The organism is Paenibacillus sp. fava2, assembly GCF_058313675.1.
In genome coordinates this window covers 6,973,770-7,000,685 of the sequence record NZ_CM177755.1, presented here as the reverse complement: position 1 = coordinate 7,000,685, position 26,916 = coordinate 6,973,770, and the positions used below count along the sequence as shown (strand labels likewise).

The window sequence follows — 26,916 nt, the reverse complement described above, 5'->3', positions numbered from 1 at the left end:
CGAAAGAGGATGGGGGAAGGGGTCCGGCGAAAGAGATATTGTCGAAGCCTTCCGTTTTTTACTTTGAGATGGATGAATGGGAGTGTGCAAATGGACTTAAAGCAAACCGATCTCAAGGTGTTCAAAAGCCTCCTGCTCTTAATGATGCTCTGCGGGATCTTTTATCAGCCTGCGCAGGCAAGTGCAGATGAGCTGCCACCAAAAAATGTGCTGGTGCTGCATTCCTATCACAAAGGATTTGCCTGGACGGACGAACAGGGGGCCGGTATTGAACAGACCCTCAAGAGTGCGCCCGGACAGCCGCTGATCTACAGTGAGTATATGGATTGGAAACGGTATCCCGGCCAAGACAATCTTGAGCACTTTTACCAGACTATCAAGCTTAAGTACCAGTCCATGCGCATTGATGCGGTTATGACCACGGATGATGCTGCGCTGAGCTTTGCAATCAAATACCGCCGGGAAATTCTGGACAATGCACCGATTATCTTCAGCGGCATCAATGAACTGGGTGTGGAAAATCTGGGGAAGCCCGGCAATGTTACCGGTGTAATCGAAAAGATCAGCCCGGCACGTACCATTGAAATGGCACTCGAGATTAACCCGGAAATTAAAAATGTATATATTTTATATGACAATACCGAAAGCGGCCTGTCTACCGGCAAAATGGTGATGGAGCAAATTTCGTCACTCGATCCGGCTCTGCAGCTGTATGCATTAAACGGTTTCTCCAAACAGGAGATTATTGACCAGGTATCTGCACTTTCCTCTGACAGTATTGTTCTGATGACTACATATTACAGCGATGCGACAGGACGCACGGTTGAATTTGACCGGTTTTCCAGTGAGCTGGGTGAGAGCAGCAGTGTTCCGGTATACCATATTTACGATTTCGGTTTAAATCACGGCGCCTTCGGCGGCAGCCTGATCAGCGGCCTGATTCAGGGACAGACTGCCGCCGGACTGGCCGTACGGATTCTGGAGGGGGAAGCGGCGGATCAGATCCCTGTCGTTAACAACAGCAGTGTACGCAGTGTGTTTGATTATAACGAGCTGCAGCGGTTCGGCGTCTCTGTCAAAAAGCTGCCGGAAGGCAGCGAGGTCATCAATAAGCCGTTTTCCTTTTATGATACGTATAAGGGGCTTGTGCTGAGTATTATCGCCGCGTTTGCCGTTCTGGTGTCCTTTATTCTGATCCTGTTGTTCTATGTACAGCTTGTGAAGAAGATCCGCAGCAATCTGGAAAAAAGCAATGAGCGCTTTGCCCTGGCGACCTACGGCTCGGATGCGGTAATCTGGGATCTCGATATGTCGAATATGGTCTACTATTTCTCGGACAGCTGGTATGAGCTGCTCGGATATGAACGGGATGAGGTAAATGAAGCCCACGGCGGCTGGAGGGATCTCATTCACCCTGAGGATGCGGAGGAGGAGAGCCGCCAGCGTACGAATCATCTTGAAGGCAGGACTTCTTACTACTACTGTGAATTCCGGCTGCGGGGCAAATCGGGGGAATACAAGTGGTTTCAGACCCGTGGCAAGGTGCTGCGTAATGCGGAGGGCAGATTTATCCGGTTTGCCGGTTCCATGGTGGATGTGACAGACCGCAAAGGCTATGAAAGCAAGCTGCAGATGAGCTATCAGGAGCTGGAATCCACCTATGAGGAGCTTACCGCGCTGCAGGATGAGCTTTTGGAGCAATATAACAAGGTAGTGGAAAATCAGTCGCTGCTGCAGACCAGTGAGGAAAAGTACCGGCAGCTGGCTTACAATGATGTGCTCAGCGGATTGCCGAACCGCCTGTCCCTGGCGGAAGCGCTGGAGCTGTTCATCAAGGAGAACGCCGGCGGGCATGCTGCCCTGTTCTTTCTTGATATCGATAATTTCAAATATATCAATGATACGCTGGGGCATACCTTTGGCGATGAGCTGCTGGTAAAGGTCGGTGAGCGTCTGCTGCAGCTGGGCGATGAACGCAGCAGGCATTTCCGTTTCGGCGGAGATGAATTCGTCATTCTGTTCCAGGATAACAGGGGATTCAGTGAGGTTATCGCCTATGCGGAGTCTCTCGTACAAGGCTTTAAGGAACCGTTCGAGCTGCAAGCCAGCATCGTACATATCTCTACGAGTATCGGGATTGCCCAGTATCCGGATAACGGTGTGAACGCCGAGGAGCTGCTGAAGAATGCGGACATCGCGATGTATAAGGCGAAGGAAGCAGGTAAAGGAACGTATGTAGTCTATGGGCGGGACATGCAGCAGCATTTTGACGAACGTATGGTTATTGAATCGCATCTGCGCAGCGCCATAACCAATCAGGAGCTGGCGCTGCATTATCAGCCGCTGGTGGACACTGCCTCCGGCGAAATCTGGGGATTCGAGGCGCTGATCCGCTGGAACAGCCCGGCGCTGGGCTTTGTTTCCCCGCTGTCTTTCATCAAAATCGCCGAGGACTGCCGGCTGATTGTGCCGATTGGTGAATGGGTGCTCCGTACCGCTTGCCGGTTCATTAAAGAGCTGAACAGCCAGAGCCAGGGACGTCACCATATTTCCGTGAATATTTCGGTCATTCAGCTGATGCTGGAGGATTTCACCGATATGGTGCTGGGCATTCTTCAGGAGACCGGCCTTGCGCCGCAGTATCTGGAGCTGGAGATTACGGAGTCCATCTTTATGGAATCCTTCGAAGCGATCAGCTCGAAGCTGGAGGCGCTTAAGGAGAAGGGGATCGGCATAGCCCTGGATGATTTCGGGACAGGCTATTCGTCCCTCAGCTATCTGAAGCAGCTGCCGATCACCACACTGAAGATCGACAAGTCCTTTATCGACAGTATTGATACACCCAATAACATGTCACTTGCCCGTTCGATTGTTACCATCGGGCATGATATGGGGCTTAACGTTACTGCTGAAGGGGTGGAGACACCGGAGCAGCTTGCCTTTCTGGAACGGACCCGCTGTGACAAGATTCAGGGCTACTTCATCAGCCGGCCGATCCCGCAGAAGGATGTGGCGGACTGGGTGAAGGAGAGACGGGTGGGCTGAGACCGGATTGCTTCTAGCCGCTGAATATTGATAGGCACGCATAATGGATAAAAGGCTGCTGTCCCTCAGAAAAGAGACAGCAGCCTTTTTTATCTTTAGATAGATTGCGGTACAACCGCCTCCGCTTCAATCTCGATCAGCAGCTGCGGATCAATCAGTGCCTTGACCTCGACCATGGTGGCAACCGGCTGGATATCACGGAAGAATTCACCGTGCGCCCTGCCGTATTCCTCCCACTGTGAGATGTCCGTAACATACATTCTTGTTCTGACAACATGGTTCATGCCGGCGCCAAGATCTTTCAGAGCCTGCTCAATCGTCTGCAGAATGAATTTGGTCTGTTCATAGGGATTGCCGGCGAAGGCGACTTCCCCATTCCGCATGGCTGTAGTCCCCGCTACTTCAATCCGGTCTCCGATCCGGAGTGCCCGGCAGTAGCCTACAGATGATTCCCAGGGCGAGCCTGTAAATACTTGTTGGCGTTCCATCCTCCAATTCCCCGCTTTCCGTTCATATACTGCCGCAGCCTGACTATTTCAACAGCCTGCGCACCAGGCTAAGCTTGTTGCCGTAAGGCGGATATACGATGCCCGGATCAACCTTCGCGCTTCGTTTCACAACACTCTTGCGGTGTGAGAACAGGTCGAAGCTGTGCTTGCCGTGGTACCCGCCGATGCCGGAGTGGCCGACGCCGCCGAACGGCAGACGGGAGCTGGCGACATGACTGATCGTATCGTTCACACAGCCTCCCCCGAAGGATACGTTGTCCAGTACCTTCTGCTCTACCTGCTTGTCTTCGGTAAATAAATACAGCGCCAGCGGCTTGGGCCGTTGTTTAATACTGCTGATGGCCTCCTCCAGCCGGTCGAATGTCAGGATCGGCAGCACCGGCCCGAAGATTTCATCCTCCATCAGGGCATCACTCCAGTCAGCCGGATAGAGCAGTGTCGGCTCAATGTACAAATCCCCGGCGTCCACCGTCCCGCCCATAATAACCTTGGAGCGGTCCCTGTCAATCAGCCCGGCGATCCGCTGCAGCTGCCGGTCGTTAACAATCCGCCCGTAATCCGGGCTTCTGCGGGCATCCTCCCCGTAGAAGGCGGTGATCTGCTGCTTCATCAGCTCAATCAGCCGGCCGGCGACCCCGCTGTGAACGAGCAGGTAATCGGGGGCTATGCAGGTCTGCCCGGCATTAATCAGCTTGCCCCAGACAATCCGCTTCGCCGCTGTTTCCAGATTGGCGCTTTTGTCGACGATTACCGGGCTTTTGCCGCCCAGCTCCAGGGTGACAGGTACAAGCTGCTTGGCGGCAGCCTCCATGACAATTTTACCGACAGGTACGCTGCCGGTGAAGAATATGTAGTCAAATTTGGCGTGTATCAGCAGATTTGTCGTTTCCTTCTCGCCCTGGACAACCTGGATATAACCGGGCTCGAACGTTTCATTTATCATATCCTCAATGACAGCTGACACTGCCGGCGTACTCTCCGACGGCTTGAGGACCGCGCAGTTGCCGGCGGCAATGGCTCCGATCAGCGGCTCAATCAGCAGCTGAAACGGATAATTGAACGGGCCGATAATCAGCACTGTACCGTAAGGCTCACTCAGGATCAGGCTTTTGGACGGAAACATATGCAGCGGCGATTTGACCCTGGCAGGCTTCGCCCAGCGCCGCAGATGCTTCATCATATAGCCAATGCTCTCAAGGGTAAAGCCGATTTCCGTAGCATAGGCTTCAAATTCGCCTTTGTGCAGGTCCTGGCGGAGTGCTTCAATAATACGGGGCTCATAGCTGCGTATGGCATCCTTCAGCTTTTGCAGCTGGCGTACCCGGAAGCCGGGGTCTTTGGTAACTCCGCTGTCAAAATAATCCCGGTGGCCGGCCAGCAGCCGGCTTATGCTGTGTTCGGTAACTTCAGGCATAGCGATTCCCTCCAACGTGAATCAAATGTTTATTTGTCGTGGCCCGCAGCCGGCTGGTCCATACGGATATATTCGTGCATCGCTTCCCGGTTCAGCAGGGTAATCCGGCTGCCCTTGAACTCGATCCAGCCTATATCACGCAGATACCCCATTTCGCGGGAGAGCGACGGTCGTGCTGTGTTCAGGTGCTCGGCCCATTCCTTGCGGCTGAAAGGCAGGCGGATATGGTCCGAAGCCTGCTGGACTGCCTGCTCCAGCAGGAAATAAATCATCCGCCGCCGCAAGGGGCCTGCGGAGAGTATTTCAATCTTGCGGTTGACCAGCACCAGCCGCTCGGACAGGTTTTCGATAAAACGGTTCAGGATGTCCGTATCGGCGGAGAACAGCCGCAGCAGCTCATGCTTGCTGATGAACATGACCAGGCAGGGGCCGGTGGCGGTAACGGTGGCCGGAACGAGATTTTCCTTGCGGAACAGCACGGCTTCGCCGATGGTCTGCCCTGCACTCAAGTGGGCGATTGTGACGCCGCTTCCGCTCGGATGGGTTTTCTGCACCTCAACCCGTCCGGACAGGATGATGCCGATCCGGTCTGCAGTATCACCTTCGGCAAAGATCAGCTTATTTTTCTGATAAGCAGTCACCGTATAGATCATTTTGTGCAGGAGGAGCTCCAATTCTTCCGCAGACTTGCCCCGGAACAGCAGACAGGACTGCAGGACGGCAGGGTCAGGTATCATCGGTTTCCTCCAAATTTAAATTTAATCGGTAACATCCGTTACCGATTGTATGGCGAAAGTCTACTACAATAATCAGTAACTGTAAAGGCGGGAAGAAACGGAGTCCTGCCCTGTGTGACGATATTATTTTAGAGGAGTGAACGCCAAGTGAGCAGCATGTTTTGTTTTCAATGTCAGGAAGCGGCGAAAGGAACAGGGTGTACCATCCAGGGGGTATGCGGCAAGACCAGTGAGGTAGCCAATCTTCAGGACCTGTTGGTTTATACGCTCAAAGGAATTTCCATCTTTGCCCGCAAAGGCCGGGAGCTTGGCATGACCGACTCCGTTACCGATAAATTCATTATAGAGAGCCTGTTTGCAACGATAACCAATGCTAACTTTGTTCCTGAAACCTTTACATCCGGTGTCCGGAGAGGACTTCAGCTGCGTGACCAGTGGAGCAGCCGGCTGAAGCTGGCCGGGGCAACAGCAGAGCTTGCAGATCATGATGCTGCGCTCTGGACTGCAGAGACAGATGAAGAGCTGATTGCCAAGTCGGAGACTGTGGGCGTTCTGGCTACAGAGAATGAAGATGTACGTTCCCTGCGCGAGCTGCTGACCTACGGGCTGAAGGGGATGGCGGCTTACATGGAGCATGCGGCAGTGCTGGGCTTCGGTGATGCCGGCGCACATGCTTTTATGGAAAAAGGCCTCGCTTCCACGCTGGATGACACTTTGAGTGCAGGAGAGCTTACCGCTCTGGTTCTGGAATGCGGCAAGTACGGCGTTGATGTGATGGCTCTGCTTGATCAGGCCAACACAACCACATACGGCAACCCGGAAATAACCAAGGTTAACATCGGCGTAGGCCGTAATCCGGGGATTCTGATCAGCGGACATGACCTGAAGGACATGGAGGAGCTGCTGAAGCAGACGGAAGGCACCGGGGTGGATGTGTACACGCACAGCGAGATGCTGCCGGCCCACTATTATCCTGCCTTTAAGAAATACAGTCACTTTGTCGGCAACTACGGTAATGCCTGGTGGAAGCAGAACGAGGAGTTTGCCAGCTTCAACGGTCCGATTCTGATGACGACCAACTGCATCGTGCCGCCTAAGGACAGCTATAAAGACCGTCTGTATACAACAGGCAATACCGGCTTCCCTGGAGTGCAGCATATTCCGGCTGGTGAAGACGGCAAAAAGGATTTCTCGGCGATGATCGCCCAGGCCAAGGGCTGCGCGGCTCCGACAGAGATTGAAACCGGCGAAATTGTCGGCGGTTTTGCCCATGCTGCAGTGATGAACGTGGCTGATCAGGTGGTTGAAGCGGTGCAGACCGGCGCAATCAAGCAATTCTTCGTGATGGCCGGCTGCGACGGCCGGATGAAGAGCCGCAATTACTACACGGATTTTGCTTCCGAGCTGCCGGGGGATACGGTGATTCTTACCGCAGGCTGTGCGAAGTACAAATATAATAAGCTTGATCTCGGCGAGATCGGCGGTATTCCGCGTGTGCTGGATGCCGGCCAATGCAATGACTCCTATTCCCTTGTCGTTATTGCCCTCAAGCTGAAGGAAGTATTCGGCCTTGACGATGTCAATGATCTCCCGATCGCCTACAACATTGCCTGGTATGAGCAAAAAGCGGTGATCGTGCTGCTGGCCCTGCTGCATCTCGGCGTCAAGAACATCCATCTCGGACCTACCCTGCCAGCCTTCTTATCGCCTAACGTGGCTAAAGTACTGGTCGATAACTTCGGAATCGGCGGTATCACCACGGTTCAGGAGGACATGGAGCGGTTCATCGCTGCTGTGTAAATCATATTGTTATGTAAAAAAGCCTATAGCTGCACCTCCGCCGGATTCCGGCAGGGGTCACTATAGGCTTTTTGGCGTCCATGCTTACGGAAGCCGGTAGAAGGCAAACGGTTCGCCGCTTCTGAAGGGCCGGCTGGCCTGATCCAGCCGCTCCAGCGTCTGCTTGTCCAGCTCCAGTGCAGCGCTTGGCAGGTTCTGCTGCACCTGCTCCACGCGTGTAGCGCCGACAATGACGGTGGATACAGCCGGCTGATGCATCAGCCAGGCCAGGGACAGGGCAGTAGGGGTCGTGCCGAGTTCCGCGGCAATCCGGCTGACCTCATCGCCCAGCTCAATCCGTTCCGGGCTGAGGAAGCGGCTGAAGTTCGGGTCTGTTTCTGCGCGCGACCCGGCCGGAGCAGCGCCGCTGACGCTGTATTTGCCGGTCAGGATACCGCCGGCGAGCGGGAAATAAGGGATGATTCCCAGTCCCTGATCCAGGCAGAGCGGCAGCAGCTCAATTTCCGGCGTCCGGTCAGCCAGCGAGTAGCTGCACTGGATCGAGGTGTACTTCATATAGTTCCGCGCTTCGCTGATGCCCAGCGCCTTCATCAGCTCCCAGGCGGCATAGTTGGAGGCGCCGATATAGCGGACCTTCCCGGAGGAGACCATATCATCTAAGGTACGCAGCGTTTCATCCAGCGGTGTGTAGGGGTCAAACGTGTGGATCTGGTAAAGATCCGCATAATCTGTCTTCAGGCGGCGCAGACTCCCCTCCAGCTCCAGCATCAGATGACGGCGGGAGGAGCCGCTGCCATACGGGCCTTCAGCCCGCGGCAGTCCTGCCTTGGTGGCCAGTACCGCTTCCTGCCGTCTTCCCTCCAGCGCCAGTCCGATAATCCGTTCAGATTCGGTACCGGCATAAATATTGGCGGTGTCGATAAAGCTGATTCCCTGCTCCAGGGCGGTACGGATAATCCCGATTGATGTTTTTTCATCGGCCCGCTTGCCGAAGGCGTTGGTTCCAAGGCCAAGGGCGGATACCTGCAGCCCGCTGTTGCCTAACCGGTTAAATTTCATGCTGTGTCACTCCTCTGAATGGTTTGTTGGCGGATTCAGCTTCTCTTCCGCAGCGAACATATCAAGCGCAGTATCAATGAGCAGCCTGACGGCAATAGAAGCCTCCTCCAGTGAATGGACGGCGATATGAACATCGCGGTAAGCATCCGGAGACAGCTCGCGGATGATAACATTGCCGGGCGGCGCAAGCAGCGACAGCTCGGACAGCACGCCGACAGCCAGACCCTCTTTGATCATGTTGAGCGCTGTACTGTAGCTGTTAACCACATATTTTACATTAAGCTGACTGTCTGCCCGTCTGAACAAATCAACGACCGGAGGCTCATAACCGGCTTTGCAGATCATCATGGGTTCATGCTCCAGGTCCTTTACATGGACAATCCCGTTTCGGCCGAGAGGGTGTCCCTCCGGCAGCACGGCGTACAGCTTCTCCCGGAACAGCGGAATGGTTTCAAACTCCTCAAGCGGCGGGATAATCAGTCCGGCATCAATCTGGCGGGTCTCCAGCCACTCCTTCACTTCGGCGACCGATCCTTCATGGACAGAAATGTCTATGCCTGGATACCTGTCCGTAATGGAGCGAATGATCTTGGGTACAAAGTAAGCGGCCGCCACCGGGAAGGCTCCAATCCGGATCAGTCCCTTCTCCAGCCCCTTTTCCGCAGAAACCTCCTGCTCCACCTTGTTGAACCCGCTGAGAATCTCCCGGAAAATAATCAGGATACGCTTGCCAACCTCCGTAAGCACCAGCCCGCTGCGCCGGTCACGCAGCAGCAGCTTGACGTCAAGCTCTGTCTCAAGGGCGGAGATGGCCCGGCTGACCGCCGGCTGGGTCATGTTCAGCTCCTGGCCGGCTTTGGTGAAGCTGCCGGTTTCGGCAATTTTGACAAATAAAAGGATCTGATTATTATTCATAACAAATTTGGTATGCACCTCATGATTATTATTCATTTCAATTATGAACATGGTTATTGTATCATTTGGAATGAAAATGATACAAGAGGTGAACGCAATGTCACAACGCAGCCGTACGGTTCTGCTGCTTGCTTTTCTGGTAATTGTCTGGGGCATCAACTGGCCTCTTTCCAAAATCGCCTTAACCTATGCCCCTCCGCTGCTCTTCGCGGGTATCCGTACAGTCATTGCGGGAATCATTCTGATTATAGCCGCACTTCCCAAATGGAAGCAGCTTGAATTCCGGCGGCTATGGCCGGTCTATCTGGCTTCGGCAGTGCTCAGCATCGTCTTTTACTACGGGTTTCAGACCATAGGGCTGCAATATGTCCCTTCCGGCCTGTTCTCGGCCATTGTCTTTCTGCAGCCTGTACTGCTGGGTATCTTTGCCTGGATCTGGCTTGGAGAGAGCATGTACGGACTGAAAATATTCGGTCTCCTGCTCGGCTTCGCCGGGGTAGCCGCGCTCAGTATCGGCGGTTTTACCGGCAGCATCTCTGCGGCTGGTGTACTGCTGGCTCTGGCCAGCGCGTTATGCTGGGCGCTTGGTACCGTATATATGAAGCGGAATGCGGCGCGGGTGGATATGCTGTGGCTGACAGCCATGCAGATCATGATCGGCGGTGTCATTCTGCTGGGTGCCGGCTCCGTTACAGAGAGTTGGGCAGCCATTACCTGGAGCGGCGCTTTTATTATGAACACACTGTTTATTGCCGTATTCGTCATCGCCCTTGGCTGGATGGTTTATTTCAAGCTGATTAATGAGGGTGAGGCCGGAAAAGTGGGCTCCTTCACCTTCCTGATCCCGTTAATCTCCATCGGCTCAAGCGTGGTGCTGCTGCACGAACAGATTACACTTAATCTTATTGCGGGGATGGTGCTCATCGTTGGCAGTATTCTGCTGGTGAATGTAAATCTTGGGCGTAAGCGGCGGCTGAAACATTCACTCTAAAAGAGATGCTCCGCCAGGCGGTTCCTGGTTATGATCAGACCCAAAGAGCCTGCAGGCTGCCTTTGTGCGGCATTCTGCAGGCTCTTTTCGTATGGGTCAGGTCCGGTTTCTTAACCGCAGGCTCTGGGCCGTGAAGACGGCTTCTCCCGCAGGTAGAGTGAACTTGGCGGTATGTTCGCCAATGGTTATCCGGGTATCTTCTATTTGGCGGACGCTGATTTTGCGGCCGGCGGCAAGCACAGACTGCCGGCCTGCTGCAGCTCCGGCCTGCTGCAACGCAATGGAGTCTCCGGCTTCAACTGTAGAACCGTTGCATACCGATTGTGCCATCAGGAAGCGGACATTACCCGCTGCCAGCAGTGTGCTGTTCGCAGCGCCCTCTCCATGAATATAAAGGTCTCCTCCGGAATGGAGCAGACTGTCCTCCGAGCAGGCAAGATCAAGCCGGACATTCCCCTCATGCATATGGAGAATCCCGTCACGAAGCTCCTCCAGCAGATCCAGAAAGGTGGTGATCACGGCGTCATTAATAAATTCAGTGAACTGTCCGGGATGCAGGAAGATCTCCAGCATATGCTTTAACTGCCCGGAATCAGCCGGAGCTGCAGGCTTGCCCTCGGCAAGCAGCTCCTGCAGCCCCTTCATCAGGCCGGGAAGATGGACGTATTTGCTCTCCAGCAGGAGCAGTATGACCAGCCCGTATTTCACGGGCTGCTGCCGGGAGCGGAGATTCTCCTCCAGGAGGAGGGCGGCGTTCCTGAGCAAGGACAGCTCATCAATCAGCTGTCCGGGAATTGTATACAGCCGGTGCTGTTTTGCCCCGCAGTCGCCGCAGTAGATGCGGCAGTCCGTTACTTTGCCGCGTATGATTACACTGCCGGTAGCGGCAATGACGGCATGACGGACATCGCCGAATATGTATACGTTTCCTAATGCCTCTATCGTGCAATGATCACCGATTCCACCCGGAAACATTACATCTCCTGCAAACCAAACTGCACTGTTAGCGGTGATCATACTCTTCTGCACTACATGCATATCGGGAAAATCAATGCTCATCATCCGGGTTCCCCAGCCTGTAATCCGCGGCCGGCCGTCACGGAGCGCAGCAATATCGCCGTTCGGGAGCAGCGAGTAGCAATCAGCAGGCTTCAGGATGATATCCTCCGGCGGGGGAGAGGGCAGAATGCTGCCGTAAACGTCAGAACCGGGCAAGCCTTCCTGCGGAGGCAGCCTGCGTGCCAGTATCCCGCCTGTCCGTACAGAAGGGATCCCTGGATAATCAAGTATATTCTCCGGATCAGGGACTTCACTGCTGCTGAATACTTCAGCGATAGACAGTCTGGCCAGGGGCTCAAGCCGTCCGTCTGTTCCCGGCAGCGGCGGTTTGCCCACTGCGATGCAGACCGGGAGATAAGTCGGATTATTCAGCTCGGCATACAAGGCAGGAATGTTGAGATTGGGAATGAAGGAGCTATTGGAGAGTTCGGCCAGAATCTGATTAACGGTCAGCCTGGAGAGCAGCAGATCATAGTTCGGCTCCGCCCGGACACAGACCTCAGCCGAAGCCGGGCAATTGACCAGCCTCCAGGCATACTTTTCGACCCGGTAGAGGGTAAAGTAGGCGCTTAGCCCGTCCTCAGAAACAGTAATCTGGTACTGCGGCTTCTCGCTGATTTCCCAGCTCAGATGGTCAGATGATGTAATGGCAACAGGCTCGGCTGCTTTGATCCGGTTAATCTTGAGGACAACAGGGTGAAGGGCAGAGATAACAGCAGCTTTGCCGCCGGGCAAGGGAGGTGTTATAAAAATCTGGTCATTCTGCACGATGATTCTCCCGTTCTTCTCCTCATTACCGGCTGTTCCAAACGGCTTGGAGCGGATGGAGGACTGTATGGGATCAGCAGTACTGAAGGCAGGCATGATACTGAACGCATGCCGTGGCTGTTCGAGAGTGTGGTTCGGCATTGTTATAACCTCGCTTCTAGTTTTATCAGAAACCGGCAGCCTGGCAGCCGTAAATGCGACAGCGCATTGTTAGGCCCATTGCTTTGCGTCCTGCCCTTTCGGACAGTTTGCCATTATACATGAGACATTGATAAACATTCAGCATGAGGTCATTTATTCGACTAGAATCGGCAATAAAAGATTCATAACTGGTGCTATAGTACTGAATTCCGACAAATGCTGCAAATAATCCTAATTTTAATACTTGTGCAGTGAGTTTTCAACTGTAAATTCATCCGAAAATTGCAGCTGGAGTACGGTGTAAGAGCCGGTATTGGGTCTTTATCTCCAGTCAGGCTCCGGGAGGCGGATTCTTAGCATGGAGGTTGACTCCGGACCTTTTTGGAGGAGACCCCAAAGCGTTAAGTGTTTATCCTAAAAAAGACCCTCCCAAGCTTAAAGCTTGTGGGAGAGTCCTTTGCTTCCGAGACGGATGCTGCGGGCGGATCCGCTTCTTACCGGAACGGCCGCTGCAGAAACGGCCGTATAATCGGCCTGTTCAATAACATCAAGCACCCGGTTCAGATGTGAAAAGACGGCGCCGAGATCGCGGATGGCTGTCAGCGGACATTCCGCCTGCAGCTCGGAGAACCAGGAGAGCTGCAGCTCCCGGGCCCGGCGCAGACATTCCGGCAGCGGCCGCCGGGCTTCGGCATCAGAAAGCGTCTTGGTGCCGTAGAGAGCGATGCAATCGGCTGCTGCAGCCATCACCTCATTCATCCGGTCCGAACCGGCGTAGTGGGCAGGCAGCAGGGTCAGCTCTTCAGCAATTTCCTGGATATAGAAATGAACCTTCTGCAGATGCGACGTGGCCTGGGTCAGCCCGCTCAGATCCTTGCGGCAGGGATAGTGCGACAGCGTGTACAGCAGCTCCTTCTGCAGGCTGCTGCTCTTCGCGAGCAGTCCGCCGGAGCGCTTCAGCATATCACGGGCCGGTTCACCGTTTCTGCCGCCCGAAGCGAGCCCACTTAATGAATCGGCCAGCAGCAGGCTTCCTTGAAGCGCCAGGCCCTTAACCTTGGCGAAGCCCTTGGGCGGGACAATAATCATATTGATCAACAGGGCGATGAGTACCCCGATCAGCGTCTCGGCAAGCCTCCATACGACATAATGGTCATGGTAGAAGGTAAGCGCGAGCACAGAGGTTACGCCGACCTGCGAGACGGCCTGGATGTTAATCCGGCAGGCGGTTGCAACGCCTATGCCAATCAGCAGAATCAGCAGGAGGGAGACGATTCCGACATCCAGGAAGCGTCCCACAATCAGGCTGACGGTTCCGCCGAGCACAATGCCAAGCAGCCGGTAACAGCCTTTTTCCAGGGAAGCCTTCACGGTGCCCTGTGTAATCAGAATCGCAGCCAGCGGTGCGAAGTATAGGTAATTATCGCCATAAAGACTGTGGACGGCCAGCCATGATAGGGAGGCAGCCAGGGTAATGCGTATCATATAAAGGGATAATCCAAATTTCTCAAGGCGGTCCTGTAACCCCTCGTTCATGTCGGTCATCTTCTTTCGTAAAAGGAGGAATTTTCAAGCTGTTTTCAGCCGTTTTCATTATAGCACTTCAGCCGGAGTGTGCAGCGGATAGATTTTACGAACTTGTTAAGATTCAGCCGGAGTTTTTACATTCTATGTTATCGCATATATGGGATTCATCCGATATGCTATATAATATGAAATGTTGTCGAAGCAGGGGCGGGATTGTCGGTACCGGCGGGGCTATGCCTGGAAGGAACCGATTGCGCACTGTCAGATAAGGGTAAAATAGGTTGTAATACATAAGGTAAGGGAGGTTGTTAGCTATAGCTACCCCGGAAGGCACTATTATTTCTTTTGACCAGGTTACTAAGCAATATGATGATGAGGAGGCCGTGTTGAAAGGCGTCAGCTTCGAGATCGAACGCGGCAAATTTTATACACTGCTGGGCCCCTCCGGCTGCGGCAAGACAACCATTCTGCGTCTGATTGCCGGCTTTGCCGAACCGACAGAAGGTTCGATTTATCTGAACGGTAAAATGATCAATCACATTCCCGCCAACGAGCGGCAGGTTAATACGGTATTTCAGGATTATGCCCTGTTCCCGCATCTGAACGTGTTCGAGAATGTGGCCTTTGGACTGCGGATCAAGAAGCTTAAAAAGGATGTTATCACCCAAAAGGTACAGGAAGCGCTGCGCTTCGTTAACCTGGTCGGCTACGAACAGCGTGCGATCAATGAAATGTCGGGCGGCCAGAGGCAGCGTGTAGCGATTGCCCGTGCGATCGTCAATGAGCCGCAGGTGCTGCTGCTGGACGAGCCGCTGTCTGCGCTTGACCTGAAGCTGCGTACCGAAATGCAGTATATCCTGCGGGAAATGCAGCAGCGGCTCGGGATTACTTTCATCTTTGTCACGCATGACCAGGAGGAAGCGCTGGCGATGTCGGACTGGATCTTTGTTATGAACAAAGGGAAGATCGAGCAGAGCGGAACGCCGAACGATATTTATGATGAGCCGATTAACCGGTTCGTCGCCGACTTCATCGGGGAGTCGAATATTGTGCCGGGCGTGATGATCGAGGATTATCTGGTGGAGTGGGGCGGCCACCGGTTTGAATGTCTGGATGCCGGTCTGCGGCCGAATGAATCGGTGGAGATCGTTATCCGCCCGGAGGATCTGGAAATATCCACGCTGGAGCAGGGCAAGCTGAAGGTACGCGTCGATTCCCAGCTGTTCCGCGGCGTGCACTATGAGATCAGCTGTTATGACGAATCCGGCCACGAATGGCTGGTTCACTCCACCCGCAAGGCGGAGGTAGGCAGCGAGATCGGGCTTTATTTTGACCCGGAGGCCATTCATGTTATGCGCTTCGGTGAAACGGAGGAAGAATTCGACAGACGTCTGGAAGCTTACGGCGGGGTAGAGAGCCATGAATAATAAGGGCCGTTCGTATTATCTCATCCCTTATTACTTATGGATCGCCTTGTTTGTCATAGCGCCGGTGCTGCTGGTCCTTTATTATTCCCTGTTTGATCTGGACGGAAATCTTACACTGGACAACTACGCGAATTTCTTCACCCCGGTGTATATGAAAATGATGCTGAACTCCTTCTGGTATGCGTTCCTGATCACGGCGTTCTCGCTGCTCGTTGCCTATCCTGCGGCCTATCTGCTGACCCGCACGAAGCATAAGCAGCTGTGGCTACTGCTGATTATCCTGCCGACCTGGATCAATCTGCTGCTGAAGACGTACGCGTTCATCGGGATTTTCGGCACCTTCGGGCCGGTCAACAGCCTCTTTGATGTCCTGGGGATCGGGGAGCAGCAGATTCTGTTTACCGGATTCAGCTTCGTGTTCGTTTCGGTATATATCTTCATCCCGTTCATGATTCTGCCGATTTTCAGCGCCCTGGAGGAGCTGAACCTGTCGCTTGTGGATGCTGCCCGCGATCTGGGCGCCTCCGGATGGACAACGTTCCGCCGGGTTATTTTTCCGCTGACGATTTCCGGGGTGCGCTCCGGCTGTATGGCGGTCTTCATTCCGGCACTGTCGCTGTTTATGATTACGCGTCTAATCGCCGGTAACCGGGTCATCACGCTGGGCACCGCCATTGAGCAGCATTTTCTCGTTACCCAGGACTGGGGCATGGGCTCGACCGTTGCCGTGTTCCTGATTGTGATCATGGCCCTGTTCATGCTTCTGACCGGCAGCTCGCGGAAAGGAGTGCGGCATGAAAAATAAAAACGGAATCGCCAACATCTATCTGGTACTGGTCTTTGTCGTCCTGTACGCACCGATCTTTTACCTGATGTACTATTCGTTCAACAGCGGCGGTACAATGCATAAATTCGAGGGCTTCACACTCGATTATTACCGGGAGGTGCTGCAGGATACGCGCCTGATCATTATTGTGATCAATACGCTTGTTATCGCACTGCTCTCGTCCTCCATCGCTACCGTGATCGCGGTCATTGGAGCATTAGCCATTCACCGCAGCCGCAGACGGCGCTCGAAGAACGCTTTGCTGTCGCTGAATAACGTGCTGATCGTCAGTCCGGATGTCATCATTGGTGCTTCCTTTCTGATCCTGTTCACGATTGCCGGCATTCAGCTTGGCTTCACTTCGGTGCTGCTCTCCCATGTGGCGTTCAGCATCCCGATTGCCGTGCTGATGATTCTGCCGCATCTGCAGGAGATGAGCCCGACGCTGACCGATGCCGCCCGGGACCTTGGGGCCAGCCGGATGAGCGTCCTGACCAAAGTCATTCTGCCGATCATCAAGCCGGGGATTTTCAGCGGGTTCTTTATGGCGCTGACCTATTCTCTGGATGACTTTGCGGTAACGTTCTTTGTAACGGGCAACGGCTACTCAACCCTCCCTGTGGAGATTTATTCCCGGGCGCGGCAAGGGGTATCGCTGTCGATTAACGCACTGTCGACCCTGATCTTCCTCTTTACCATCCTGCTGGTCATCGGCTACTATTTCCTGAACCAGCGGAAGAACAAGCCGTCCGCCATAATAGCGGAGCCGGCTCTGGAAGCGGGGGTGCCTGAATGAAACAGCTGGTAAATGCTTTTCTGGCGATTCTGTTGGTTGCCTTCGGTCTGATGTTTCTTGCCTCACGCCTGAACTCGGCTGAGGGATATACCGGCGGCAATACGCTGACGATTTATAACTGGGGCGATTACATCGACCCTGATCTGCTGAAGCAGTTCCAGGAGGAGACCGGCATTACGGTCATCTATCAGACCTTTGATTCCAATGAGGCGATGCTGACCAAGGTGGAGCAGGGCGGAACCGTCTTCGACGTTGTGGTTCCTTCCGACTATGCCATCGCCAAGATGCGTGAGGAGAACCTGCTGCTGCCGCTGGATCACAGCAAGATTCCGAATTTGGCCAATATCGATTCCCGGTTCATGGACTTGTCCTTTGACCCGGGCAATGTGTACTCGGTACCGTATTTCTGGGGAACAGTAGGGATTATTTATAACCCCGAGATGACGGGTGATATTGATTTCAGCAGCTGGAATTCCCTCTGGGATAGCAGGCTTCACAACGATATCTTCCTCGTGGACGGAGCCCGCGAGGTGATGGGGATGGCCTTGAACAGTATGCATTACTCGGTTAACGATACCGATGAGGCGCATCTGCAGGAGGCGCTGACCAAGCTGAACAAGCTCTCGCCTAACGTCAAGGCCATTGTCGGTGACGAGATCAAGATGCTGCTCGCCAACGAAGAGGCGGCTGTCGGGATCGTCTGGTCCGGCGATGCCTCGGAGATTATGGATGAGAACGACAAGCTTGATTATGTAGTCCCTGAGGAAGGGTCGAACAAATGGTTCGACAACATGGTCATTCCAAAGGCAGCGGCCAATGTGGAGGGCGCGCATCAGTTCATCAACTTCATGCTCCGGCCTGAAGTTGCTGCCCAGAACGCCGAGTATGTAGGGTATTCCACCCCGAACATCCCCGCGCTTGAGCTGCTGCCGGAAGACATCTCCGGCGACGAGCGCTTCTACCCGCCGGCCGAGATCACCGACCGCCTGGAGGTCTACGACAACCTCGGCAAGCGCATGCTCGCCCATTACAACGAGCTGTTCCTGAAGTTTAAGATGAACAAGAAGTAAGGATGTTATAGCTGGATAAACAGGCGCCTGATTGCGGTATGACCGCGGTTTGGCGCCTGTTTTGGTGTGGGCGGGAATGGTACGGGATTGTTGGATGGGGCTGTAACCCGTAACCCGTAACCCGTAACCCGTAACCCGTAACCCGTAACCCGTAACCCGTAACCCGTAACCCGTAACCCGTAACCCGTAACCCGTAACCCGTAACCCGTAACCCGTAACCCGTAACCCGTAACCCGTAACCCGTAACCCGTAACCCGTAACCCGTAACCCGTAACCCGTAACCCGTAACCCGTAACCCGTAACCCGTAACCCTTTAAACCTAGTAACCCTGTAACTCCCATGTAACTGGCACTCTAAACAAACTAGCTTAGACTAAGTTATGATGAACGAAAGGCAGCTCCTGTTCGCACACCGTAGGTTAAAATGGAAGTGAGAAACCACCATTTCAGAGCTACATGCGAAAGGAGCTGTTACTATGAAGAATACCATAAAATACGTCGGTTTGGATGTGTCTAAAGAAAAAATTGTGGTGGCGATTGCAGACGAGGGCCGGGAACCTGCCCGGTATCATAGTGCCATTGCCCACACGCCCGATGCGGTGGGACGTTTAATTCGCAAACTCCAAAGCCAAGAAGTCACGCTAGAGGTCTGCTATGAGGCGGGACCTACCGGGTATGACTTGTATCATTGGCTGACGAAAATGGGGATTTCCTGCACCGTTATCGCCCCTTCACGCATTCCACAGCGCCCAGGCGATGCGATAAAAACCGACCGGCGGGATGCCGAGCGATTGGCCCAGCTCCATCGTGCCGGGGAATTGACTGCGATCCATGTGCCAACTCCAGAAATCGAAGCCTTGCGAGACCTCATCCGGGCCCGGGAGGCTGCCCGTGGCGAGTTACACCGAACCCGGCAGCGGCTCATCCACTTCCTGCTCAGGCACCAGATTCACACACCGGAAGGAATGAAACGGCGCTGGACGAAGAGATACCGGCAGTGGCTAACCACCCTGACGTTTGCGTTTTCAGCTCAAGAACGGGTATTCGCCGAGCTTCTGCAGGAGCTGCGGGAAGTGGAGGAGCGAATCAAACGGTTTGAAGCCGCCATGCGGGAGGAAGCGGAAATCTGTCCGTACGCCCCCGTGATTCAAGCCCTCCAGGGCCTGCGGGGAATCGCGCTGCTTACCGCCATGACGCTGGTCGTCGAGATTGGGAATTTTGAGCGGTTCCGTTCGCCAGCTCAGCTTATGAGTTATTTAGGTCTGGTCCCAAGGGAATATTCCTCGGGAGCCAGCACGAAACGTGGACGTTTAACCAAAACCGGCAATGCAGCAGTACGGCGTACACTTGTCGAATCAGCCTGGAGTTACCGTCACCGGCCAGCCGTCAAAGGGGAGTTAGAAAAGCGTCTGGAAGGCCAGTGTGCGCATGTCCAGGAAACCTCGTGGAAAGCACAGGAACGGTTACACCGCAAATATCTGAAAATGGTCAAACGAGGGAAACACCGAAATCTGGCGATGGCAGCTGTAGGGCGGGAATTAGTGGGATTCATCTGGTCGATTGCCCGAAATGCAGAACAAAGAATGGCGTAGCGTAGAAAGGCAGGTTCCCGAAAATTGAATCCTTAGGGCGTGGAGACAAAGAGAAAGGTTCGAGGAGAAACCGTGATTTTCCACTGCACAGGATCTGCGGATCTGACGTGCGAAACTAAGTTTACGGCAGCTCCTTCGACGTAGGCATAACATGTGGTAACCAACCCACGGATAGCAGTGTGCCAGCCGACGACTCGCATTTTGTCTCTACGCCCAAGGGATTGAACCCCTTTGGTTTAAAGGGTGAAAACAGGAGAATTGACAAATTCGTTCATAGCAGTGGAAAAACGTCACTTAATTCTGCTTAAAACACCGAAACTGAAAATCTAGTTGTAAAAAGGACATTTAATTCAGCCGGATTCGCTCCAACAGAGGCATATTGCCCGAACTAAGTAGCATTTTTCCACTTAAATGCTTAAAAGTTACTCCACACAGCTAAATAGATTGCTTTTTTCCACTTAGTGATAAGAGGGCGCTATACGTTAGAGCTTTGCTGTCCAACAGCGGCTGATCATCGCTTAATTAAAATAATCCAGCACACCATGCGCCAGCTCATAACGGATCACCCGCTCGTGTTTGCCTTTGTAGGAAGGCCGCAGCCAGCCCTTGTCACACAGACTGCGCAGAGTACGGATGGCTGATCTGTAATCGATGTCGAAATGCTGCTTAACATCCTGAGGGCGGACAGCTCCGGTAAGCTGGATGGCCAGGCGGATGGTCTCCTGCTCCATAAGCTGCAAACGGGAAGCAGGTGCCTCAGCAGCCTGGTATCTGCCCAAGTTCATCTGCAGCAAAGTCATGCACAGCTCCGGACGCTGCTCGACATCATCATAGGCGAAGGAGAGTACACGGTAGCCCATCGCCTGCAGAAAGGTTTCCCGGTTGAGCTCGCTGCAGTATTTGCTGCGGTCCATATCACGTACATGGGAAGCGTAGCCTTTGATCTCAATGAGCATTTTGATATAACCCGGGGTCCAGGCGAAGTCGGCAAAATATGACCTGCCGCGCCAGTCCGTCACCTCATATTCAGGATGCAGATTGGAGAAGTCTCCTCTCAGGGGCCACCATACATTGCGTAAAAAGAGAACCTCCGCATGCTGATGCCCCCGTTCCAGCCGGCCCCGGCGTTCTCCCAAAGGTCTGGCGGCCAGATGTTTCCCGATAAATTGCCGATGCGCATCTTCAAATAACAATAAGCCCACGCTCCTCTTAAAATAGAAAACGTCCCGGCTTCCCCAAAGAGGTTAAGCCGGGACGTTCTTCGTCTCGTTGCAGTCAGTATAGGCTATATTCGCAAAAATGACCAGATCATTCAGCACAGGCCAGGTTATTTAATTCCAATCCGCATGCGGTAGCTGATCAGCACGGGCAAGGTCCGTCCGTCAAAATATCGCTCCACCTCTGCAGTGAACTCGGCGATAGCCCCATCCAGCAGCGTTGACCCGAGCTTCAGCACCGTTTGCAGCCCGCCCTGGCTGAGCATCAGACCCACGTAACGCTCCGCATTGCAGGTCTCAGTATTATGAAAGACAATCTCCCGGGCAAAAGAGAAGTGGCCGCTGGCCTGAATCCGTGCCAGGTGACCTTCTTTGTCCCACTTAAAGGCGCGCTCGGCCTCCGGCTGCAGCTCAGCCAGCAGGCTGTCGGCGGATGTGATCAGCCGGTTGTACCGGGTTTCAATATCCGCCTGCAGTACCAGCGGCCAGTCGCAGTCGTAGGCGGCAAAAACACCGCCTGGCCGCAGACAACGGCCAATTTCCTGCAAGGTGCTCACCGGCTCCATCCAGTGGAATGACTGAGAGCAGGTGATGATGTCCACACTGCCGGATTCAAAAGGCAGCTGGTTGGAGTAGCCCTGCTGGAAAGACAGGGATTGCGCTTCGCTGTCCTGCTGAAGCTTTTCGGCAGCTTTGCTCAGCATATCGGGATTAGGCTCTATGCCGTAAACGGTATCGGCGGCATTTTTCCATACAAAGGTCGATAGTCCGGTTCCGCAGCCGATATCGGCAACGACAGCAGGGCGTGATCCCAGATAGTTGCTGAGCAGGCTGGTAACGATCGGCGGCGCTTCCGGACGGTAACGGTCGTAGTCGTTCTGGTAGCCCAAAAAACGGTCAATATTCTGTTTGCTGTTGCCAGAAGGAATCATGAAATCCTCTCCCATCCATAATCATAATGATTAGACCTGTTAAACAGCCGGTTACTTCCTCAGCCTGCATGAGCAAGCGGATCAAAGGCGGGCGGGAGGAATCCCGCTATTGCCGTATACATCAGAGAGGTTAACGCAGCAGCTCCGGGTCAACCGCCGGTACCAGCCCTTCGGCAGCTGCGCGGTTCAGCAGGGCAGAGATCGCGGCATAGCCCTCCTCGCCGAGATCCATGGAGAACCCGTTCACATACAGGTCGATATGCGACTTGGCCACCTCAGGTGACAGCTCCTGGGCATGACTGAGCACAAACTCGCGGCAGCCGCTGTCGGCGGGATGATCCCAGGCGAACTGCAGCGAGCTTCTGATCCAGCCGGCAATAGCCTTATCATCAAGATCACGTCGGGCAATGATGGCTCCCAGCGGGATCGGCAGGCCGGTGTCGCTTTCCCACCAGCTGCCGAGGTCGGTCAGCAGGTTCAAGCCGTACGAGCTATAAGTGAACCGCGCCTCATGAATGACCAGACCGGCATCAATTTGTCCGTCCCGGACGGCCGGCATGATCTCATCGAACGGCATGACGACAATCTCAGCGGGACCGCCCGGCACCTGCTGGGCAGCCCACAGCCGGAACAGGAGATAAGCCGTGGAGCGCTCGCTGGGCACGGCGATCCGCCGGCCGGACAGATCCGCCGGACGGCGGATCGCACCCTGGCCGCCGGCCGTCAGCACAAGCGGGCCGCAGCCGCGGCCAAGTGCACCGCCGCAAGGCAGCAGCTTGTACCGGTCGAGCACCCAGGGGAGGGCGGCGTAGGAGATTTTGAGCACTTCGGGTCCGGCGCCGTCTGCGGCCAGCCCGTTGGTAATATCAATATCCGCAAAGGTCACGTTTAGCTCAGGTGCACCCGGCACCAGCCCGTGTGCCAAAGCATAGAAAACAAAGGTGTCGTTCGGACACGGGGAAAAGGCTATATTCAATTGCTCTGTCTTTGCTGGCATTACAGCACCTCCAATAGTATAGCGGCGGCTGCCGCTAGCGCGTCCAGCGCTGCAGGGATTTGCCACGCGGCCCGGTCACGCGGGCCGACCGGGTTCGAGATCGCGCGCAGCTCGAGCGCCGCGATCCCGAACCGCTGGGCGGCCACGGCGACCCCGTGGCCTTCCATCGCCTCAGCGACGGCACCCGGATGCCGCGCGGCAAGGGCGGCGGCCGTCCCGGCGGTGCCGGTCGCCGTCGATACGGTCAGCACAGGCCCTGTGCTGACCGGAAGGCCGGCCGCTGCAAGCGCGGCCGCAAGGGCCTCTGCCGTGCCGTGCGCCGCCGGCACGGTATTGCTGCCGAAGCCGAGCTCGGCAGCGCTGCGGAAGCCCTCCGGCGTCTCGGCCCCGAGGTCGGCGGCGATCATCTCGCTGGCGACGGCCAGCGAGCCTAGGGGCGCCCGCCCGGGAAAGCCGCCGCCGATCCCGGCGCTAATGACGCAGCCGTAGCCCCCGGCTGCCAGGGCGGCGGCCGTACCGGCCGCAGCAGCGGCGGTGCCGGCGCCCGCGGCAATCACCTCGAACCTGGCGCTGCCGCCCAGGCCGCGGAGGATAGCCTCGCGCTCGGCTGCGACTGCCGTCACGATCAGCACGCGCGCAACCGGGTCTTGTCCTGCGGCAGACCCGGAGCAGGATTGAATGTTATCGTTCACTGAGAGGTCTCCTTTCATAGAAGAAAACAGAATGTATTTGGGAAATGAAGCTTTTTAATAAGGCTAGTGGTTTATAAGCTGTAAAGGGGCAGAGGGTCATTTGTAAAATATAAGAATTTATATGTTCTACGCTATCAATACTCCTTATATTTCTCGCAGAAACGGTTGCTGCCTCCCCTGAAGGACGGAGAAGCCGTTTCTACTTGTGACGGCTCTTGTTTGACTCTGCTGGCTCCGGGTACTTTATGTATAGCCGATCCTTCTGGCTCCGGTCCGCAGCCGCAGCCAGCCTCGTCAGCACCGTATCCCAAAGGATACGCCGTTTTGAAAGGGAGGTCAAACCCGGGCAGATTAATTTTGCAATATACTGTTGACAATAGAGAATGGATGGCGTATATTTATCTTAACTTAAAGATAATTAACTTAAAGACATAACAGATCGGCGGTTTACCCGTAAGAAGTGACCGGACTGTATGAGAATGGAGGTGTGCAAGATGAGCGACTATAATGAACTGATTAGCAAAACAACCGGCAGCCCTGACCTGGATCAGGCGGCATCACTGAAGCTGTTCGTTGTTTTGTCCAAAGCATATAAAAGCCTGATGGATCACGCGGTCAGGGATATGAAGAGCCATGGCCTGGCATCAGCTGAATTCATGGTGCTGGAGGTGCTGTACCACCGGACACGGATTCCGCTTCAGCAGATCGGAGAGAAGATTCTGGTAACCAGCGGAAGCATAACCTATAACATCGACAAGCTGGAGAAGCGGGGGCTGCTGAAGCGTGTGCCTTGTGATGAGGACCGCCGGGTGACCTATGCCGAGATTACAGAGGCGGGCCGCGAGCTGTTTGACGATATTTTCCCCAAGCATGTTGCCTCGATTCACGGCCTGATGGGCGGACTGGACGAGGACGAGAAGAAACAGACGATCGAACTTCTCAAGAAGCTGGGCAAAGGCGTGTAGAATTTCTTTGGGAATTATGCGGCTGAGCGTGCTGGCATACCCGGTTTGAAGCTGATAGTAAAGCTCAGCCGGTGCCGGTACTGAAATCTCCGGTAAGTTAGTGTCAGACAGCTTTGCAGACTAACGATGCGCGGGATTAAGAGGATTGAGCAGATCATTAAGCCCCGCAGTGAGCTTCGGCTCAATCACAGCTCTTTTAGCCTGATTGAGGTTGTATTGGCGGCTGGAGTAAGAAGAATATATAGAGTCTGGCTTATGCCAAAAAATTTTAGCTTATATCTTAATGTTAAGATAATTAAAAAGAAGAGAATGGAGAGTGTTTAAGATGGTTAGTGTAGGATTATTATTGTTGAGATTGGTTATCGGGGTTGCTTTTATCGGTCATGGCGCACAAAAGCTGTTTGGCTGGTTTGGGGGCTATGGTCCAAAAGGAACGGGAGGCTGGATGGAATCCATCGGAATCAGACCGGGAGTTGCAATGGCAGTCGCAGCCGGAATCATGGAGCTGGTTGGCGGGGTGCTGTTCACAGCAGGATTGCTGACACCAGTGGCGGCGGTATTGATTGCGGCAACGATGCTCGGGGCGATTATTAAGGTGCATGCTCCGAACGGCTTCTGGTCGACAGCTAACGGAATTGAGTTCCCCCTGACAGTTCTGGTTGTTGCAGTAGCTGTGGCGTTGACAGGACCGGGTTCGATTTCGCTGGATGCCCTCTTTTTTAAATGAGCCGGGTGATGTACTCCGTTAGCTATTAATGCTTTCATAACATTTCGGAAATGCTGAACGTCTTTGCATAAAGCTTATCAATTTACAAAAAAACCTTTAAGGAGATGGATGTTATGACCCTACAGACTGCAGGGATTCACCATATTACCGCTTTTGTCAGAGATGCGCAGCAGAATGCTGATTTCTATGCCGGAATTCTTGGACTGAGACTTGTAAAAAAGACGATCAACTTCGACGTGCCTGAGGTCTACCATCTCTATTTCGGGGATGAGCAGGGTTCTCCGGGTACCATTATCACCTTCTTCCCTTGGGCAACCGGACGCAAAGGAAGAATCGGCGGCGGCCAGGTTGGCGTAACTACCTACGCTATACCGGCTGGCTCGCTGGGCTTTTGGGAGCAGCGGCTGGCTGACTACCGGATTCCAGTAACCAAAGTAACCCGAATTTCGGAATCGTATCTTTCGTTCGCTGATTATGACGGGCTGCGGATCGAGCTGGTAGAACGTGAATCCGGCGCGCTTAGCACCTGGTCCTTCGGGGGAGTGCCTGCCGAGCATGCCATTAAAGGCTTTGGCGGCGCAGTGCTCTACAGCATGAACCCTGATAAAACAGCCGATACGCTGACCCGCACGCTGGGCCTTGAGCAGATTGCCGAAGGCGACGGATATATCCGTTACCGTTCTTCTGCAGACATCGGCAACATTATTGACCTCAAAACCACACCTGTACCCCAGGGTGGCGGAGGCACAGGCACTGTGCACCATATCGCCTGGCGCGCCAAAGATGATGCCGAGCAGCTTCAGTGGGGCCGCACTGTACAGAGCCATGGCTATCAGCCTACGCCGGTGCAGGACCGCCAGTATTTCAACGCCATTTACTTCCGTGAGGAAGGCGGCATCCTGTTCGAAATTGCTACCGATCCTCCGGGCTTTGCCCGCGATGAGGAGCCGGATAAGCTGGGCCAGAAGCTGATGCTGCCGGTCTGGTTCGAACCTAACCGTGCCGTAATTGAAGCGAAGCTGAGTCCTTTTAAAATCCGTGAAGTGGAGGCGAACCGGGTATGATTCATATTTATAAAAAAGGTACAGATGCCAGCCGGCCGACTCTTGTATTGTTCCATGGCACCGGAGGCAATGAGCATGACCTGCTTCCGCTGGCGGAAATGCTGTCTCCCGGCTCCTCGGTGCTGGGTATCCGGGGAAATGTACTGGAAAACGGCATGCCGCGTTACTTCCGCCGTCTCGCTGAAGGTGTATTCGATGAGGAGGACCTTGTCTTCCGCACACATGAAGTGAAGCAGTTCCTGGACAGCGCAGCGGAGCAGTACGGCTTCGACAGCAGCAATCTCGTCGCTGTAGGTTATTCCAATGGAGCTAATATTGCCGGCAGCCTGCTGCTCCATTACGGGCCGGTTTTCCGCTCGGCGGTGCTGCTGCACCCGATGGTTCCGCTGCGCGGACTGGAATGGCCTTCTCTGGCAGGCGCCGCTGTCTTCATTGGCGCCGGCACCAATGATCCGCTGATCCGGGCCGAGGAGACCCGGGAGCTGGAGCAGCTGCTGCAGGGCGCCGGAGCCGAGGTTGCCACCCATTGGGGCAACCAGGGTCACCGCCTGAGCACGGCTGAGGTCGAAGCGGCCAGAAACTGGCTTGAGCAGCAGCGGAAGTAAGGTTTGGCGTACAGGTGCTTGCGGAGAGTATGAGAGTTGCAG

23 protein-coding genes and 1 riboswitch are annotated in these 26,916 nt (G+C 54.5%); of the genes, 12 read left to right on the top strand and 11 right to left on the bottom strand.

Translation table 11 applies throughout. The features are described from left to right. Positions 1 to 90: 90 nt before the first annotated feature. Positions 91 to 3,045, top strand: a complete 2,955-nt coding sequence (locus AC4G46_RS30850) for an ABC transporter substrate binding protein (protein ID WP_491125978.1) — start codon at positions 91 to 93, stop codon at positions 3,043 to 3,045. A 95-nt stretch (positions 3,046 to 3,140) separates the two neighbouring features. Here the strand turns inward: AC4G46_RS30850 and AC4G46_RS30845 are convergent, their stop codons facing one another. From AC4G46_RS30845 to AC4G46_RS30835, 3 genes are read right to left on the bottom strand one after another with little or no spacing between them, the layout of a single operon-like run. Then, on the bottom strand, positions 3,141 to 3,533 hold the full coding sequence (locus tag AC4G46_RS30845) for a RidA family protein (protein ID WP_491125977.1): 393 nt from the start codon (positions 3,531 to 3,533) through the stop codon (positions 3,141 to 3,143). Between the two features lie 43 nt (positions 3,534 to 3,576). Then, positions 3,577 to 4,968, bottom strand: coding sequence for an aldehyde dehydrogenase (locus AC4G46_RS30840; protein WP_491125976.1), 1,392 nt, complete (start codon positions 4,966 to 4,968; stop codon positions 3,577 to 3,579). 29 nt (positions 4,969 to 4,997) lie between these two features. Continuing rightward, positions 4,998 to 5,705, bottom strand: coding sequence for a Crp/Fnr family transcriptional regulator (locus AC4G46_RS30835; protein ID WP_491125975.1), 708 nt, complete (start codon positions 5,703 to 5,705; stop codon positions 4,998 to 5,000). Positions 5,706 to 5,861: 156 nt separating this feature from the next. Between AC4G46_RS30835 and hcp the strand changes: the two genes are divergently transcribed. After that, positions 5,862 to 7,505, top strand: a complete 1,644-nt coding sequence (hcp, locus tag AC4G46_RS30830) for a hydroxylamine reductase (RefSeq protein WP_491129019.1) — start codon at positions 5,862 to 5,864, stop codon at positions 7,503 to 7,505. Between the two features lie 84 nt (positions 7,506 to 7,589). Here hcp and AC4G46_RS30825 read toward each other — a convergent pair whose 3' ends face one another. Together AC4G46_RS30825 and AC4G46_RS30820 are read right to left on the bottom strand one after the other, a co-directional pair. Then, positions 7,590 to 8,564 carry an aldo/keto reductase gene (locus tag AC4G46_RS30825; protein WP_491125974.1) on the bottom strand — a complete coding sequence of 325 codons (975 nt, stop codon included), beginning with the start codon at positions 8,562 to 8,564 and terminating at the stop codon, positions 7,590 to 7,592. A gap of 6 nt (positions 8,565 to 8,570) precedes the next feature. Continuing rightward, positions 8,571 to 9,479: a LysR family transcriptional regulator gene (locus AC4G46_RS30820; protein ID WP_491129018.1), complete on the bottom strand. Its 909-nt coding sequence runs from the start codon at positions 9,477 to 9,479 to the stop codon at positions 8,571 to 8,573. A 97-nt stretch (positions 9,480 to 9,576) separates the two neighbouring features. On the opposite strand from AC4G46_RS30820, the gene AC4G46_RS30815 reads away from it, so the two are divergent. Beyond that, positions 9,577 to 10,470 carry a DMT family transporter gene (locus AC4G46_RS30815; protein ID WP_491125973.1) on the top strand — a complete coding sequence of 298 codons (894 nt, stop codon included), beginning with the start codon at positions 9,577 to 9,579 and terminating at the stop codon, positions 10,468 to 10,470. A gap of 96 nt (positions 10,471 to 10,566) precedes the next feature. Here the strand turns inward: AC4G46_RS30815 and AC4G46_RS30810 are convergent, their stop codons facing one another. Then, positions 10,567 to 12,438 carry a flagellar assembly protein A gene (locus tag AC4G46_RS30810; protein ID WP_491125972.1) on the bottom strand — a complete coding sequence of 624 codons (1,872 nt, stop codon included), beginning with the start codon at positions 12,436 to 12,438 and terminating at the stop codon, positions 10,567 to 10,569. Positions 12,439 to 12,469: 31 nt separating this feature from the next. Continuing rightward, positions 12,470 to 12,560: riboswitch (cyclic di-GMP riboswitch) on the bottom strand. Positions 12,561 to 12,873: 313 nt separating this feature from the next. Continuing rightward, entirely contained in the window at positions 12,874 to 13,974 is a 1,101-nt protein-coding gene (locus AC4G46_RS30805; protein WP_491125971.1) for an FUSC family protein, read from the bottom strand. 296 nt (positions 13,975 to 14,270) lie between these two features. On the opposite strand from AC4G46_RS30805, the gene AC4G46_RS30800 reads away from it, so the two are divergent. From AC4G46_RS30800 to AC4G46_RS30780, 5 genes are all read left to right on the top strand, one after another. Beyond that, entirely contained in the window at positions 14,271 to 15,392 is a 1,122-nt protein-coding gene (locus AC4G46_RS30800; RefSeq protein ID WP_491125970.1) for an ABC transporter ATP-binding protein, read from the top strand. Then, entirely contained in the window at positions 15,385 to 16,197 is an 813-nt protein-coding gene (locus tag AC4G46_RS30795; RefSeq protein WP_491125969.1) for an ABC transporter permease, read from the top strand. Before AC4G46_RS30800 ends, AC4G46_RS30795 begins: the two co-directional genes overlap by 8 nt. Next, a complete protein-coding gene (locus AC4G46_RS30790) occupies positions 16,187 to 17,014 on the top strand; it encodes an ABC transporter permease (RefSeq protein WP_491125968.1) in 828 nt (275 codons plus the stop codon). The genes AC4G46_RS30795 and AC4G46_RS30790 overlap by 11 nt, the downstream gene beginning before the upstream one ends. After that, complete coding sequence (locus AC4G46_RS30785; protein WP_491125967.1) at positions 17,011 to 18,084, top strand: ABC transporter substrate-binding protein; 1,074 nt, start codon at positions 17,011 to 17,013, stop codon at positions 18,082 to 18,084. The genes AC4G46_RS30790 and AC4G46_RS30785 overlap by 4 nt, the downstream gene beginning before the upstream one ends. Before the next feature lie 475 nt (positions 18,085 to 18,559). After that, positions 18,560 to 19,675 carry an IS110 family RNA-guided transposase gene (locus AC4G46_RS30780; protein WP_491125419.1) on the top strand — a complete coding sequence of 372 codons (1,116 nt, stop codon included), beginning with the start codon at positions 18,560 to 18,562 and terminating at the stop codon, positions 19,673 to 19,675. Positions 19,676 to 20,193: 518 nt separating this feature from the next. On the opposite strand, the gene AC4G46_RS30775 is transcribed toward AC4G46_RS30780, so the two are convergent. The 4 genes from AC4G46_RS30775 to AC4G46_RS30760 all read right to left on the bottom strand — a co-directional run bounded on the left by AC4G46_RS30775 (position 20,194) and on the right by AC4G46_RS30760 (position 23,531). After that, complete coding sequence (locus tag AC4G46_RS30775; RefSeq protein WP_491125966.1) at positions 20,194 to 20,877, bottom strand: DUF559 domain-containing protein; 684 nt, start codon at positions 20,875 to 20,877, stop codon at positions 20,194 to 20,196. Between the two features lie 125 nt (positions 20,878 to 21,002). Continuing rightward, positions 21,003 to 21,824, bottom strand: coding sequence for a class I SAM-dependent methyltransferase (locus tag AC4G46_RS30770; protein WP_491125965.1), 822 nt, complete (start codon positions 21,822 to 21,824; stop codon positions 21,003 to 21,005). Positions 21,825 to 21,954: 130 nt separating this feature from the next. Beyond that, positions 21,955 to 22,800, bottom strand: coding sequence for a 1,4-dihydroxy-6-naphtoate synthase (locus tag AC4G46_RS30765; RefSeq protein WP_491129017.1), 846 nt, complete (start codon positions 22,798 to 22,800; stop codon positions 21,955 to 21,957). A gap of 20 nt (positions 22,801 to 22,820) precedes the next feature. Beyond that, a complete protein-coding gene (locus AC4G46_RS30760) occupies positions 22,821 to 23,531 on the bottom strand; it encodes a futalosine hydrolase (RefSeq protein ID WP_491125964.1) in 711 nt (236 codons plus the stop codon). Between the two features lie 476 nt (positions 23,532 to 24,007). Here AC4G46_RS30760 and AC4G46_RS30755 point away from each other — a divergent pair, with 476 nt between their 5' ends. The 4 genes from AC4G46_RS30755 (at position 24,008) to AC4G46_RS30740 (ending at position 26,874) form a co-directional block, all read left to right on the top strand. After that, positions 24,008 to 24,478 (top strand): MarR family winged helix-turn-helix transcriptional regulator, encoded by a 471-nt coding sequence (locus tag AC4G46_RS30755; RefSeq protein WP_491125963.1) that lies wholly within the window; start codon positions 24,008 to 24,010, stop codon positions 24,476 to 24,478. A 325-nt stretch (positions 24,479 to 24,803) separates the two neighbouring features. Next, positions 24,804 to 25,205 carry a DoxX family protein gene (locus AC4G46_RS30750; protein ID WP_491129016.1) on the top strand — a complete coding sequence of 134 codons (402 nt, stop codon included), beginning with the start codon at positions 24,804 to 24,806 and terminating at the stop codon, positions 25,203 to 25,205. A gap of 113 nt (positions 25,206 to 25,318) precedes the next feature. Continuing rightward, positions 25,319 to 26,269 (top strand): ring-cleaving dioxygenase, encoded by a 951-nt coding sequence (locus tag AC4G46_RS30745; protein ID WP_491125962.1) that lies wholly within the window; start codon positions 25,319 to 25,321, stop codon positions 26,267 to 26,269. Beyond that, on the top strand, positions 26,266 to 26,874 hold the full coding sequence (locus AC4G46_RS30740; RefSeq protein WP_491125961.1) for an alpha/beta hydrolase: 609 nt from the start codon (positions 26,266 to 26,268) through the stop codon (positions 26,872 to 26,874). The genes AC4G46_RS30745 and AC4G46_RS30740 overlap by 4 nt, the downstream gene beginning before the upstream one ends. The last annotated feature ends 42 nt before the right edge of the window (positions 26,875 to 26,916 follow it).

Bases quoted from the DNA above. Each gene is read 5' to 3' on its own strand.
- AC4G46_RS30850 (WP_491125978.1), top strand. From the start codon at position 91: ATGGACTTAAAGCAAACCGATCTCAAGGTGTTCAAAAGCCTCCTGCTC.
- AC4G46_RS30845 (WP_491125977.1), bottom strand. From the start codon at position 3,533: ATGGAACGCCAACAAGTATTTACAGGCTCGCCCTGGGAATCATCTGTA.
- AC4G46_RS30840 (WP_491125976.1), bottom strand. From the start codon at position 4,968: ATGCCTGAAGTTACCGAACACAGCATAAGCCGGCTGCTGGCCGGCCAC.
- AC4G46_RS30835 (WP_491125975.1), bottom strand. From the start codon at position 5,705: ATGATACCTGACCCTGCCGTCCTGCAGTCCTGTCTGCTGTTCCGGGGC.
- hcp (WP_491129019.1), top strand. From the start codon at position 5,862: ATGTTTTGTTTTCAATGTCAGGAAGCGGCGAAAGGAACAGGGTGTACC.
- AC4G46_RS30825 (WP_491125974.1), bottom strand. From the start codon at position 8,564: ATGAAATTTAACCGGTTAGGCAACAGCGGGCTGCAGGTATCCGCCCTT.
- AC4G46_RS30820 (WP_491129018.1), bottom strand. From the start codon at position 9,479: ATGAATAATAATCAGATCCTTTTATTTGTCAAAATTGCCGAAACCGGC.
- AC4G46_RS30815 (WP_491125973.1), top strand. From the start codon at position 9,577: ATGTCACAACGCAGCCGTACGGTTCTGCTGCTTGCTTTTCTGGTAATT.
- AC4G46_RS30810 (WP_491125972.1), bottom strand. From the start codon at position 12,438: ATGCCGAACCACACTCTCGAACAGCCACGGCATGCGTTCAGTATCATG.
- AC4G46_RS30805 (WP_491125971.1), bottom strand. From the start codon at position 13,974: ATGAACGAGGGGTTACAGGACCGCCTTGAGAAATTTGGATTATCCCTT.
- AC4G46_RS30795 (WP_491125969.1), top strand. From the start codon at position 15,385: ATGAATAATAAGGGCCGTTCGTATTATCTCATCCCTTATTACTTATGG.
- AC4G46_RS30790 (WP_491125968.1), top strand. From the start codon at position 16,187: ATGAAAAATAAAAACGGAATCGCCAACATCTATCTGGTACTGGTCTTT.
- AC4G46_RS30785 (WP_491125967.1), top strand. From the start codon at position 17,011: ATGAAACAGCTGGTAAATGCTTTTCTGGCGATTCTGTTGGTTGCCTTC.
- AC4G46_RS30780 (WP_491125419.1), top strand. From the start codon at position 18,560: ATGAAGAATACCATAAAATACGTCGGTTTGGATGTGTCTAAAGAAAAA.
- AC4G46_RS30770 (WP_491125965.1), bottom strand. From the start codon at position 21,824: ATGATTCCTTCTGGCAACAGCAAACAGAATATTGACCGTTTTTTGGGC.
- AC4G46_RS30760 (WP_491125964.1), bottom strand. From the start codon at position 23,531: ATGAAAGGAGACCTCTCAGTGAACGATAACATTCAATCCTGCTCCGGG.
- AC4G46_RS30755 (WP_491125963.1), top strand. From the start codon at position 24,008: ATGAGCGACTATAATGAACTGATTAGCAAAACAACCGGCAGCCCTGAC.
- AC4G46_RS30750 (WP_491129016.1), top strand. From the start codon at position 24,804: ATGGTTAGTGTAGGATTATTATTGTTGAGATTGGTTATCGGGGTTGCT.
- AC4G46_RS30745 (WP_491125962.1), top strand. From the start codon at position 25,319: ATGACCCTACAGACTGCAGGGATTCACCATATTACCGCTTTTGTCAGA.
- AC4G46_RS30740 (WP_491125961.1), top strand. From the start codon at position 26,266: ATGATTCATATTTATAAAAAAGGTACAGATGCCAGCCGGCCGACTCTT.